Source organism: Peptoniphilus faecalis (genome assembly GCF_012976305.1).
In the GTDB taxonomy this organism is placed as follows: domain Bacteria; phylum Bacillota; class Clostridia; order Tissierellales; family Peptoniphilaceae; genus Peptoniphilus_A; species Peptoniphilus_A faecalis.
Map to the genome: position 1 here is coordinate 164,140 of NZ_JABDSR010000003.1, position 12,214 is coordinate 176,353.

The window sequence follows — 12,214 nt, forward strand, 5'->3', positions numbered from 1 at the left end:
AAATGCTTTTAGAGTTAAATATCGAAAATTTTGCAATAATTGAAAATATGAAAATTGAGTTTGAAACTGGTTTAAACGTATTAACTGGAGAAACTGGTTCAGGTAAATCAATTATCATAGATTCTCTGGGACTTGTCCTTGGTCAAAGAGCGAATAAGGATATTATAAAAAAGGGAAAAGACAGAGCTTTTATAGAAGCTGTTTTTTCTTCTTATGATGACGAGACAAAAAAACTTTTATCTGAATATGGAATTGATTCAGGGGATTTAATTGTAATTTCAAAGGAAATTAGAGATAAGGGTCCTTCTATTACTAGAGTGAATAATAGGACGGTAACTTCTCAAATTTTATCAAAAATTTCAACTCATTTAATTGATATTTTTGCACAACATGAGTCTATTTCACTTATGGACAATAAAAATCAGTTAAGATTAATTGACGATTTTTCTGGCAAAGAGCAAAGAGATTTGCTTTTAAAGATAAGGCAAATTGTTCAAGAAATAAATGATTTGAGAAGTGAATATCAAGAAAAGTCAAGTTTAGAAAAAAACAAGGATAGAGAAATGGATCTATTAGAGTATCAAATCAAAGAAATTGAAGATGCGGCTTTAACAGATTATGACGACCAAGAACTCTACGACGACTTCAATGTTTTAAACAATATGACTGACACTTTAATAAAACTATCAGAAGCAAAGGCACTTATTAATGACGGTTATGAAAATGTATCTGCTGAAGATATTTTAGATAAAATAATTGTAAATATAGTCGATGTTACAAAATTCAACAAGGATTTAAAGGCAACTGAAGAAGAACTTGAAGACATTAGATATAGGTTGTCTGATATCGCAAAGGAGCTCGACAGATATATTAATTCTAGAGAAGTGGACGAGGAAAAACTCCAGTACTTAAGAGAAAGAATTGATTTAGTAAATAATTTAAAATTAAAGTATGGGAATAATGTTAAAAAGATTAATTCTTTTTATGAAGAAATAAATGAAAGACTTGTTTTTTTGCAGAACTTTGAAGACAATTTGCAAAAACTTTTAAGCAAAATAAAAAACCTTGAAGGTGAAGCTTTAAAAGTTGCAAAAAAAATTAGCGACAATAGAAAGAAGACTGCCAAAGTTTTAGAGAAAAAAGTGGAAGAAGAAATTAATAAATTAAATATAAAAGATGCAAAATTCAAAATTGATTTGAAAGAAAAAGACTTGTCAAGTGATGGAATTGACAAAATAGAATTTTTAATTGCACCAAACTTGGGTCAAGATTTAATGCCTCTAGCAAAGGTTGCATCTGGCGGTGAAATGAGCAGAATTATGCTTGGCTTTAAGAGCATCATCGCTGAAAAAGATAACATTCCTACTCTTGTTTTTGACGAAATTGATACGGGAATAAGTGGAAAGACTGCACAAATTGTTGGCAATAAAATAAAGGAAGTTGCAAAAAAAAGACAGGTCATAGTAATTTCTCACTTGCCACAAATTGTTGCACTAGCAGATACACATTTTGCAATTAAAAAAGATGTGGTAAACAACAGTACAATTTCAACAATTGATAAATTAGATTATGAGGAAAGAGTACAAGAAGTTGCAAGATTAATTGGTGGTATGAATATAAGTGAAGTTGCAATAGAAACTGCAAAGGAAATGATTGGTGATTAAATGGCAAATTCAAACAATGAAGAGAGAACTATGAAATCCACGAAGATTTTTGACGGTAAGGTCTTACAACTTAGAGTGGATACAGTTGAGATGGAAGGTCAAAAGTATACTAAAAGAGAAATTGTGGAGAGACAACCTGCTGTTGGCATAGTTGCAATTACTGAGGATGACGAAATTATTTTAATAAGACAATATCGAAAGGCCATTGATAAAGAAATTTACGAACTTCCAGCAGGAATGGTGGATTTTGGAGAAGAACCACAAAAGGCAGCTCTTCGAGAGTTAAAAGAAGAAACTGGTTATGATGCAAAAAAATCTGATTATTTGCTTGAAATTTATTCATCTCCAGGATTTACAAATGAAAAATTATTTATTTTTTACGCAGAAGGACTTATTGCAGGAGATCAAGATCTCGACGAGTTTGAACATTTGACAGTAGAAAAAGTAAAATTTAAAGAAGCCTTAAAATTAATAAACTTAGGCGAGATAATAGATTCAAAAACTGTTGCAGGAATTTTGTATTACAATAATTTTAGGAGGAAAAATGGATAATTCTATTAAATATATAAAAGAAAGAATAAGCCTAGAGCCTGAAATTGGAATTGTACTAGGTTCAGGTCTTGGAGATTTTGCAGATTCAATCGAGAATAAAATTGAAATACCTTATAAGGATATTCCAGGTTTTCCAGTTTCTACAGTTAAAGGGCATGACGGAAAATTAATTTTTGGAAAAATAAAATCAAAAAATGTCTGCGTAATGAAGGGAAGGATTCATTTTTACGAAGGCTACGAAATTTCCGATGTAGTATATCCAATAAAGGTTCTTGCAGATTTAGGGATTAAGACATTGATCCTCACTAATGCTGCGGGTGGAGTTAATATGGATTTTAAACCAGCAGACCTTATGATTATTACAGATCACATAAATTTAATGGGCAAAAATCCATTAATTGGACCTAATGACGATGCTATTGGACCGAGATTTCCTGACATGACTGATTTATACACTCCGGAACTTGTCAATATAGCTGAAAATTCTGCAAAGAAACTTGGCATTAATATAAGAAAAGGCGTTTATATGTATTTTACAGGGCCAACTTATGAGACAGCTGCTGAAGTAAAAATGGCAAGGACACTTGGAGCGGATGCTGTTGGAATGAGTACTGTTCCTGAAGCAATTATTGCAAGGCATAGAGGACTTAAAATTTTAGGAATTTCAACAATTACAAATATGAGTACGGGAATTTTAGATACACCACTTGACCATGCAGAAGTTGTAGAAGTTGGAAAAGAAGTTGCAGGCAAATTTAAAGAGCTTTTAAAAGAAATAATTGAGGAGATTTGATGAATTTTTTAGACATTATTCAAAAGAAAAAAGAAAATAAAATTTTAACTGAATATGAAATAAATTATTTTATAGAAAATTATGTCAAAGGTGAAATCCCAGATTATCAAGTTTCCGCTTTTTTGATGGCAGTTTATTTTAACAAACTAAATTTAGATGAAACCTATTATTTAACAAAGGCAATGATAGATTCAGGAGATAGAGTTGATCTATCTGAGGTGCCTGGATTAAAAGTAGACAAACATTCCACAGGTGGCGTGGGAGATACTGTTACCCTTGTGCTTGGGCCATTAATTGCTTCAGTTGGTCTTGTTTTTGCAAAAATGAGTGGCAGAGGTCTAGGCCATACTGGTGGAACTCTTGATAAGCTTGAATCCATCCCTGGATTTAATATAAATATTAGTGGAAAAAACTTTGTTGAAATTTTAAAAAAATCAAATATTGCAGTAATTGGTCAAACAGAAAATATTGTACCTGCTGATAAACTTTTATATGCATTAAGAGATGCGACGGCAACAGTTGATAATGTAAGTTTAATTGCATCATCAATCCTTTCAAAAAAAATTGCATTAGGAACAGATGCCTTAGTCCTTGATGTAAAAGTTGGAAACGGCGCTTTTATGAAAGATGTGCCATCGGCAGTTGAGTTGTCAAAACTAATGGTGAGCCTTGGGAAAAAATTTGGTAGAAATACAAAGGCAATTATCACTAGTATGAACGAACCTCTCGGCGATGCAATTGGAAATAGCCTAGAGGTAATAGAAGCTATAAATGTCTTAAAGGGCCGTGGATCAAAACATTTAAAAGAAATTTCTCTAAAAATTGGTTCAAAGCTAATGATAATAGAAGGAATTGTAAAAACTGAGGACGAAGCAATAAAAATTCTTGAAGGAAAAATCAAGGATGGATCTGCAATAGAAAAATTCAAGGAAATGGTTGAACTTCAAGGTGGAGATCCAACATACATTGACGATGTAGATAAATTTAAAAAGTCATCAATAATAAAGGACATTTATAGCGATGAATCGGGATATGTAAAATCAATTGAAGCAATTGAAATTGGAATTGTGTCAAGAGACCTTGGAGCGGGAAGGCATAAAAAGGGAGATGTACTCGATTTGAGTGCAGGAATTTACCTTCATAAAAAAGTTGGCGACTATGTAGAAAAGGGCGAAAAAATAGCTACAATCTATACAGAAAGGGAAAGCGAAGTAGTAGGAGCAATAGAAAAGATTAAAGGTGCCTACGCTTTTTCTGACAAAAGAGAAGATTATAAATTAATAATAGAAGAGATTGATTGAGATGAGAAATTTTGATATAGCATCAATTTTAATAAATATTATTGCACTTATGATTGCCATAATTCCACACGAAATAGCACATGGATATGTTGCATATCTGTGTGGAGATACAACTGCAAAGGACGATGGAAGACTTAGCTTAAATCCACTTCACCATATAGACCCTATTGGTTTAATTTCTATGCTTGTTTTTAGATTTGGATGGGCAAAGGCTGTGCCAATTAACCCCTATAGATTTAAGGGAAATAGGAAAGTTGCATCTCTTTTAGTTTCACTTGCAGGAGTTTTCACTAATTTTATTCTTGGATTTATTTCTGGGATTATTTTAGTTTATTTAAACTATAGATCTTCTTTTTTAGTTCCTCTTTTCACATCAATTTTTTGGTACAATATTATGCTTGGCGTATTTAATTTAGTGCCATTGCCACCTCTTGACGGATCAAAGGTATTGGCCACACTTTTACCAGAAGATTTGGAATATAAATTTTATAAAAATGAAAAATACTTTTATTTTGTGCTAGTTATAATGATTTTTTCAGGAGTAGTGGACAAATTTATTGCGCCGATCATCGAAAGTATTTTAAAGGGAATTATTTATCTGGGAATTAATCTATGGAATACAATATTGTTTTAAAAACTTATGAAGGTCCAATGGATCTTCTTTTAGATTTAATAAAAGAAAAGGAAATAGATATTTACGACATACCAATTTTCACAATCACAGAAGAATTTTTAAAATATATTGAAAATATGAAGAAGTTAAACCTAAACCTTACTTCAGATTTTATTTTAATGGCGTCAACCCTTTTGGAGATAAAATCAAAAATGCTCCTTCCCAAAAAAGAAAGTACAGATAATGAAGAAGAAGTAGAAGAGGACCCTAGACTTGATCTAGTAGAAAGCCTTTTGGAGTATAAAAAGTATAAGGAGGCTTCTGAAATTTTAAAAACTCAAGAAGAATACGAGTCAAAATCCTTTTACAAGTTAAAAACAGAAATATTTTCAATGAGTGAAATAGATTTTTTAAAGGAATCCAATGTGGAAAAACTATCCCTTGCTTTTTACAATATATTAAAAAGATATAAGGACAAGGAAGTCATTGGAATTGAGAGGGAGTATTTTAAAGTTGAAGATGCTTCTAGAAAGATAAAACAAACATTAAAGGAAAATAAAAAAATAAAATTTAGCGAACTTTTAGAAGACATAGTTTATAAAGTTGATGTCATAACTTATTTTTTAGGAATGCTTGAACTTATTAAAAACGAATATATCATCGCAAATCAAAGCGACAATTTTGGCGATATTTTAATTGAAGAGAGAAAATACAATGGACAAGAACAGGCTTAAATCAATAATTGAATCAATACTATTTATTTGGGGAGATCCCATAAGTTTAGAGGACATTGCAAGCACTCTTGAGCTGAAAAAGGACTATGTAAGGGAAATTCTTATGGAGATGAAAGAAAATTATAAGAATGAAACATCGGGACTTAGGCTTAGAGAAATTGATGGAAAATTTCAAATTGGAACTAAACAAGAAAACGAGCCCTATTTAAAAAACTTAATTAAAGAAAAAAATGAGAAAAATCTTTCAAAGCCTGCCCTTGAAACTCTTTCAATAATTGCCTATAAGCAGCCAGTTACAAAGGTTGAAGTGGAAGAATTGAGAGGAGTAAATTGTGATAGCACGATCAAAGGTCTTCTTGATTTTGATTTAATAGAAGTTTCTGGCAAACTTGATAGAATTGGACATCCAAATTTGTACAGCACAACTGATAAATTTTTACAAAAGTTTGGCATGAGAAATTTGGAAGAACTGCCTGACCTAAAGGAATTAGAGGAGGAATCTAATTGAGATTACAAAAATATATGGCTCATTGCGGAGCTGCATCTAGAAGAAAGTGCGAAGAATATATTCAAGAAGGACTTGTAAAAGTAAACGACAAAATTGTAACAGAACTTGGCACAAAAATCGATCCCAATGTTGATAGAGTTTATTTAAGGGGGAAGAGGTTAACTCTTGAAGATAAAAAAGTTTATATGATTTTAAACAAACCAATTGGAGTTGTAACAAGTGCAAATGATGAGAAAGATAGGCAAACTGTAACAGACCTTGTACCTGACGATTACAGAGTTTATCCCGTAGGAAGACTTGATATAGATACAACGGGTTTAGTACTGCTGACAAATGACGGCGAGCTTGCAAATATTTTAATGCACCCAAGATATAAAATTGGCAAAAAATATATTGTTACAGTTGAGGGAACGCCCAACGCTCATGAACTTTCTCTACTGCGTGAAGGTCTTGACATAAGGGATTTGAAAACTTCGCCAGCTAATGTCAGAATTTTAAAAAATTTTAAACAAGATTCTATTTTAGAAATAGAAATTTTTGAGGGACAAAATCATCAAGTCAAGAGGATGTTCGACTACATTGGCCATAGTGTAAAGAAGCTAAAGAGAATTTCCATGGGAAAAATTGAATTGCTAGACCTTGAAGTTGGAAATTATAGATATTTAAATGAAAATGAAATAAAATATTTAAAGGGATTAAAATGATTGTAAAGGAAAAATATTTTGAGATAGTGGATGAAGTGCTATCTCATAATTTTTTAGGTAAAATTGCAGTTGATGCTACTGTTGGAAGGGGCAATGACACTTTAAAACTTTTAAAGGCAGTGGGAGAAAAGGGCTTCGTTTATGGTTTTGATGTACAAGAAGATGCAATTTCATCGGCTGAAAAAATTTTAAAGGATTTTAAAAATTATAAATTATTTTTGGAGAGTCACGAAAATATTGATAAAATAGAAAAATTTGATTTAGTAATTTATAATCTTGGATTTCTTCCAGGCTCTGATAAAAAAATTACAACTTTAAAAGATTCGACTATTATTTCATTAAAAAAAGCCAAGAAAAAAATAAATTGTGGAGGAATAATAATTGTGGTTTCATACTTAGGACACGAGAATTCTTTTGAAGAAAGAGAAGGAGTTGACGATTTTATAAAAAATATTGACCAAAGAGAATTTAAAGTAGAAAAAAGAGAATTTTACAATCAAAAACACAATCCACCAATTGTATATTTAATCGAGAAGAAGGCAAAGTCATGAAAATAGCAATTATTGGCGGAGGACCTGCTGGAATGATGTGTGCCATAAAGGCGGCAGAAAATCATGAGGTATTTCTCTACGAAAAAAATGAAAAATTAGGTAAAAAATTATTTATTACGGGCAAGGGAAGGTGTAATCTAACAAATTATTGTGATGAGAGAGAGTTTTTAAAAAATATTGTAAGGAATAAAAATTTTATGTATTCATCAATTTATTCACTTTCGCCCTTTACAACTTATTATTATTTTGAAGAACTTGGACTACCGCTGAAAGTTGAACGTGGAAATAGAGTTTTTCCTGCAAGTGATAAATCTTCTGATGTAATAAAAATTTATGAAAAAAAATTAAGGGAAAGGGACGTAAAAATAAAACTAAATTCTGAAATTAAAAGTATAAAAAAAGATAAAGATTTTTTTATTTTAAATGATAGAGAAAAATATGATAAAATTGTTATTGCAACAGGTGGGCTATCCTACAAACTAACAGGTTCAACGGGAGATGGATATAAATTTGCAAAAAAATTTAATCACAAAGTAGTGGAGCCTGTGCCAGGCCTTATTGGGATAAATTTATACAATGGATTTAATTTAGCAGGACTAACTTTAAAAAATGTCGAGTTGAAAGTAATTAAAGATAAAAAAATAATTTCAAGGGAATTTGGAGAGCTTCTTTTCACTCACAGAGGAATTAGTGGTCCAATTGTCCTGACGACTTCAAGTAAAATAAATAGATTAAAAGACTTTGAAATATATTTAGATTTAAAACCAGCTCTAAATAATGAAAAACTAGACAATAGAATTTTGCGAGACTTTTGCGAAAATAAAAATAAAAATATAGAAAATGTAATGAGATTATTATTGCCTAGAGATTTAATTTCCTATGTTCTTGAAAACGCAGAAATCGAGAAGGAGAAAAAATCAAATCAAATAACGAAGGAAGAAAGGGAAAAATTAGTTAAAACTATAAAGAATTTCAAATTAAAATTTGAAAGTTTAGAGGATATTAATAGAGCAATAATTACTAGTGGTGGCGTGGATGTAGTTGACATTGATCCAAAAACAATGGAGTCAAAAATTGTAAAGGGACTTTATTTTATTGGTGAAGTACTTGATGTAGATGCATTGACTGGTGGATTTAACATTCAAATTGCAAACTCAACTGGTTATAATTGTGGGATTAATTTGTAATCTTTACTTATTTCTTAAAATAAAATATAATTATACTAATCACTACTATATATTGTAGTGATTTTTTTGGAGGTAAAAATGAAAATTGCAATAGATGGGCCAGCAGGCTCTGGCAAAAGTTCCATTGCAAAGGAAATTGCAAAGAGACTTGATATTTTATATGTTGATACGGGTGCAATGTATCGTGCCATAACTCTCAAACTTTTAAAAGAAAATGAGAAAGATTATGAAAAAGTATTAAAGGAAACAAAAATAAATTTTGATGGCGATAAAATATTTTTAGATGGAAAAGATGTATCAAAAAGGATAAGAGAAAATGAAATTTCTAATAAAACTTCTGAGTTATCTAAGAAAAAAATTATTAGAGATTATTTAGTAAAAATGCAAAGAGAAATTGCTAAGGACACCGATGTAGTTATGGAAGGAAGAGATATTGGTTCAGTGGTTTTAAAGGATGCTGAATATAAATTTTTCTTAACTGCAAATGTAGAAACTCGTGCAATGAGAAGGTATAAACAAATTGACGATGATAAAGTTACTTTTGAAGAAATTTTAGAAGATTTGAAAGTAAGAGATTACAACGATTCTCACAGAGAAAATTCTCCTCTTGTAAAGACAGATGATGCAATATTAATCGACAGCACAAACTTAAATGCTGAAGAAACTATAGAAAAAATTATATCTTATGTAAAAAGGTGATCTATGTTTTACAAATTTATACAAGTTTTTATTGGTTTTTTTGTAAAATTAATTTTTAGAGTTGAAGTTTTTGGTATGGAAAATATTCCAGAGGAAGAAAAAAGACTTATAATTTGTGGAAATCACAAGAGTAACTTAGATCCAGTTACAATTTCTGCAATTTTTCCAAGACAAATTTTTTGGATGGCAAAAAGGGAACTCTTTAAAAATAAATTAGTTGGTGGATTTTTAACGAAACTTGGAGCTTTCTCAGTAGATAGAGAAAAAAATGATTTAAAGGCAATAAAAACTTCCCTCACAATTTTAAAAGATGAAAAAGTTCTTGGAATTTTTCCAGAGGGAACTAGAGTAAGTGAAATTGACTACACAACAATAAAATCAGGCATTGCACTTATTGCACAGAAAACTGACTCAGAGATTCTTCCAGTTTTTATAGAAGGAGAATATAAAGCTTTTAGAAAAATAAAGGTTTATTTTAGAAAACCAGTAAAAATTAATAAAGAAATAAAATATTCAAATGAAGAATTAGAAAATATTTCTCAGGATATTATGAGAATGGTCTATGGTGAAGAAATAAAATGGAAATTATTTTAGCAGATGTAAGGGGATTTTGTGGCGGCGTTAAAAGAGCTGTAAAAATGGCCTTTGACAACGCAGCAAAAGGAGTCTATTCTTACGGAGACTTAGTCCACAATGAGTTTGTGGTAAAGGAATTAGAAGAAAAGGGCGTACTTACAATTGACGACACAAATATTGAAAATTCAAAGGTAATTATACGAAGTCACGGAGTTCACAAGAAAATTTTAGATAAATTAGAAGAAAAAAATAATGAAATAATAAATTGCGTATGCCCAAAGGTAGAAAAAGTTTATAATATAGTAGATAATTTCTATAAAAAAGGTTATAATATAGTAATTATCGGGAATAATAAACACCCTGAGGTAATAGGGATTAATTCCAGATGCAATGACTCTGCAACTATTATTTCCAATTTGGAAGATATAAAAATTCCAAAAGGGAAAACCCTTATTGTCTCTCAAACAACAAATAATGTAGATTTTTTTGAAAAAGCAATAAATATTATAAAAGATATTTCAAAAGATGAAGTTTTAGTTTATAATACTATATGTAATGCAACTTTCAAGAGACAAGAAAGTATTAGAAATTTATCAAAAAAAGTTGACGCCGTAATTGTAATTGGTGGCAAAAAAAGTTCTAACACTAAAAAACTTGCAGAAATTGCAAAATTAAATTGTAAAAATGTATTTTTAATTCAATCGATTAATGATATTGATTTAAATATATTTAAAAAATTTAATAAAATTGGTATTACCGCCGGAGCATCCACACCGGAATCGGTAATCAAGGAGGCTGTTTGTAGGATGGAAAATTTTGACAAAGGTGAGATGATGGAAGCCATTGATAATTCTTTTAAAAGGATTAGAAAGGGCGAAGTAGTAACTGGAGAGGTTTTATATATAACTGATTCAGAAGTAATGGTAAATCTTGGATACAGATCAGATGGTATCATTTCAAAAGATGAACTTGCAGGAGGACCAGATGTTAATCCAGCAGATCTTTATAAACAAGGTCAAGAAATTGATGTATATGTTTTAAAGATGGACGATGGAGATGGCAATGTTGTTCTTTCAACAAAAAGAGTTGCTGATATGAAAATTTGGGATGAAGTTGAAGAACTTTATAATAACAAAGAAAAGATTACAGTAACTATAAAAAACCAAGTAAAAGGCGGACTTACTGCAGATTTCAGAGGATTAAATGTATTTATACCAGCATCTCATGTTTCTGTTAGATTCCAAAAAGATTTAAGCAAATTCGTTGGAGAAGAATTTGAAACTGAAATTATCGATTTTGACAAGAGAAAGAAAAGAATTGTAGCTTCAAGGAAGAATGTACTTCAAGAAGAATTAGACAAAGTTCGCGATGAAGTATACGACAAGCTTAAAGAAGGAGACATTATAGAAGGAACTGTACAAAGATTAACTAACTTTGGTGCTTTCGTAGATGTTGGAGGTGTTGACGGACTTATCCATATTTCTGAACTTTCATGGAATAGAGTAAAACACCCATCAGATGTTGTATCACCTGGAGATGTAGTTAAAGTACAAGTTCTAAACGTTGATAAAGAAAAAAATAGAATCGCACTTGGACTAAAACAAACTATGGAAAAACCATGGGATGTGTTCAAAAACGAAGTTAAAGTTGGCGATGTAGTAAAGGGCAAAGTTGTAAATCTTCTCGATTTTGGTGCTTTTGTAAGACTTGAACAAGGCGTTGATGGACTTCTCCATGTATCACAAATTGCAAGAGAACATGTTGAAAAACCACAAGATAAACTTTCTATTGGCGAAGAAGTTACAGTTAAAGTAACTGACATTGATGAAGAAAATCAAAAAATTTCTCTTTCTATCAAGGCTCTAATTGAACCTGAGGTAAAAGAAGAAGACGAAGAATCTAAACCAAGAGAAAGAAAACCAAGAAGAGAAAGAAAAGTAGCTCCAAAAAGAGAAAAGAAAATTGAAGAACCAAAACAAGATGACTTCAACATGACTATTGGAGAAATGCTTGGACTTAACTTTGCTGACGCAGATTTAGATTCTGAAATTCTCGAAGACGGAAAAGAAATTTCAGCTTCAGAAAAAGAAGAAACTGAAAAATCAACAGAAGAATAAAATATTTATAAAGAGAGAATTAGTCTCTCTTTTTTATGGCTCTATAATATCTGTTGGGGAGTAAATCTCTAACAGATATTTTTACGTAAAAAAAATTGCACTTATACGCATTTAGTCCTAAACTTAAAATAACAACAAACTTTGTTAGGAGGTGCATATAAGTGCAAAATAATAATAACATGAATTTGTTGGGTTTTAAAGATGTAATTTTTGAT

Annotated in this window: 13 protein-coding genes; all 13 read left to right on the forward strand. The window is 30.7% G+C overall.

Annotated features, from left to right (window positions below; all coding sequences use genetic code 11):
* Positions 1–2 precede the first annotated feature (2 nt).
* The 13 genes from recN to HKO22_RS03365 all read left to right on the forward strand — a co-directional run bounded on the left by recN (position 3) and on the right by HKO22_RS03365 (position 11,999).
* Positions 3–1,664 (forward strand): DNA repair protein RecN, encoded by a 1,662-nt coding sequence (gene recN / locus HKO22_RS03305; protein ID WP_169968534.1) that lies wholly within the window; start codon positions 3–5, stop codon positions 1,662–1,664.
* Complete coding sequence (locus HKO22_RS03310; RefSeq protein ID WP_169968535.1) at positions 1,665–2,216, forward strand: NUDIX hydrolase; 552 nt, start codon at positions 1,665–1,667, stop codon at positions 2,214–2,216.
* Entirely contained in the window at positions 2,209–3,009 is an 801-nt protein-coding gene (locus tag HKO22_RS03315) for a purine-nucleoside phosphorylase (RefSeq protein ID WP_075660283.1), read from the forward strand. The genes HKO22_RS03310 and HKO22_RS03315 overlap by 8 nt, the downstream gene beginning before the upstream one ends.
* A complete protein-coding gene (locus HKO22_RS03320) occupies positions 3,009–4,310 on the forward strand; it encodes a thymidine phosphorylase (RefSeq protein ID WP_075660284.1) in 1,302 nt (433 codons plus the stop codon). Before HKO22_RS03315 ends, HKO22_RS03320 begins: the two co-directional genes overlap by 1 nt.
* A gap of 1 nt (position 4,311) precedes the next feature.
* Positions 4,312–4,944 carry a site-2 protease family protein gene (locus tag HKO22_RS03325; protein WP_075660285.1) on the forward strand — a complete coding sequence of 211 codons (633 nt, stop codon included), beginning with the start codon at positions 4,312–4,314 and terminating at the stop codon, positions 4,942–4,944.
* A complete protein-coding gene (locus tag HKO22_RS03330) occupies positions 4,923–5,657 on the forward strand; it encodes a segregation and condensation protein A (RefSeq protein ID WP_169968537.1) in 735 nt (244 codons plus the stop codon). Before HKO22_RS03325 ends, HKO22_RS03330 begins: the two co-directional genes overlap by 22 nt.
* A complete protein-coding gene (scpB, locus tag HKO22_RS03335; RefSeq protein ID WP_075660287.1) occupies positions 5,638–6,165 on the forward strand; it encodes an SMC-Scp complex subunit ScpB in 528 nt (175 codons plus the stop codon). Before HKO22_RS03330 ends, scpB begins: the two co-directional genes overlap by 20 nt.
* On the forward strand, positions 6,162–6,869 hold the full coding sequence (locus HKO22_RS03340; RefSeq protein ID WP_075660288.1) for a pseudouridine synthase: 708 nt from the start codon (positions 6,162–6,164) through the stop codon (positions 6,867–6,869). Before scpB ends, HKO22_RS03340 begins: the two co-directional genes overlap by 4 nt.
* On the forward strand, positions 6,866–7,420 hold the full coding sequence (locus tag HKO22_RS03345) for a tRNA (mnm(5)s(2)U34)-methyltransferase (RefSeq protein ID WP_075660289.1): 555 nt from the start codon (positions 6,866–6,868) through the stop codon (positions 7,418–7,420). Before HKO22_RS03340 ends, HKO22_RS03345 begins: the two co-directional genes overlap by 4 nt.
* Positions 7,417–8,607 (forward strand): BaiN/RdsA family NAD(P)/FAD-dependent oxidoreductase, encoded by a 1,191-nt coding sequence (locus HKO22_RS03350; protein ID WP_169968539.1) that lies wholly within the window; start codon positions 7,417–7,419, stop codon positions 8,605–8,607. The genes HKO22_RS03345 and HKO22_RS03350 overlap by 4 nt, the downstream gene beginning before the upstream one ends.
* Before the next feature lie 78 nt (positions 8,608–8,685).
* A complete protein-coding gene (gene cmk / locus HKO22_RS03355; RefSeq protein WP_075660291.1) occupies positions 8,686–9,306 on the forward strand; it encodes a (d)CMP kinase in 621 nt (206 codons plus the stop codon).
* A gap of 3 nt (positions 9,307–9,309) precedes the next feature.
* Positions 9,310–9,900 (forward strand): lysophospholipid acyltransferase family protein, encoded by a 591-nt coding sequence (locus HKO22_RS03360; RefSeq protein ID WP_169968541.1) that lies wholly within the window; start codon positions 9,310–9,312, stop codon positions 9,898–9,900.
* The gene (locus HKO22_RS03365; RefSeq protein WP_169968543.1) at positions 9,885–11,999 is read left to right on the forward strand and encodes a bifunctional 4-hydroxy-3-methylbut-2-enyl diphosphate reductase/30S ribosomal protein S1; all 2,115 of its coding nucleotides are present in this window, start codon (positions 9,885–9,887) and stop codon (positions 11,997–11,999) included. The genes HKO22_RS03360 and HKO22_RS03365 overlap by 16 nt, the downstream gene beginning before the upstream one ends.
* Positions 12,000–12,214: the final 215 nt, after the last annotated feature.

Bases quoted from the DNA above. Each gene is read 5' to 3' on its own strand.
- recN (WP_169968534.1), top strand. From the start codon at position 3: ATGCTTTTAGAGTTAAATATCGAAAATTTTGCAATAATTGAAAATATG.
- HKO22_RS03310 (WP_169968535.1), top strand. From the start codon at position 1,665: ATGGCAAATTCAAACAATGAAGAGAGAACTATGAAATCCACGAAGATT.
- HKO22_RS03315 (WP_075660283.1), top strand. From the start codon at position 2,209: ATGGATAATTCTATTAAATATATAAAAGAAAGAATAAGCCTAGAGCCT.
- HKO22_RS03320 (WP_075660284.1), top strand. From the start codon at position 3,009: ATGAATTTTTTAGACATTATTCAAAAGAAAAAAGAAAATAAAATTTTA.
- HKO22_RS03325 (WP_075660285.1), top strand. From the start codon at position 4,312: ATGAGAAATTTTGATATAGCATCAATTTTAATAAATATTATTGCACTT.
- HKO22_RS03330 (WP_169968537.1), top strand. From the start codon at position 4,923: ATGGAATACAATATTGTTTTAAAAACTTATGAAGGTCCAATGGATCTT.
- scpB (WP_075660287.1), top strand. From the start codon at position 5,638: ATGGACAAGAACAGGCTTAAATCAATAATTGAATCAATACTATTTATT.
- HKO22_RS03345 (WP_075660289.1), top strand. From the start codon at position 6,866: ATGATTGTAAAGGAAAAATATTTTGAGATAGTGGATGAAGTGCTATCT.
- HKO22_RS03350 (WP_169968539.1), top strand. From the start codon at position 7,417: ATGAAAATAGCAATTATTGGCGGAGGACCTGCTGGAATGATGTGTGCC.
- cmk (WP_075660291.1), top strand. From the start codon at position 8,686: ATGAAAATTGCAATAGATGGGCCAGCAGGCTCTGGCAAAAGTTCCATT.
- HKO22_RS03360 (WP_169968541.1), top strand. From the start codon at position 9,310: ATGTTTTACAAATTTATACAAGTTTTTATTGGTTTTTTTGTAAAATTA.
- HKO22_RS03365 (WP_169968543.1), top strand. From the start codon at position 9,885: ATGGAAATTATTTTAGCAGATGTAAGGGGATTTTGTGGCGGCGTTAAA.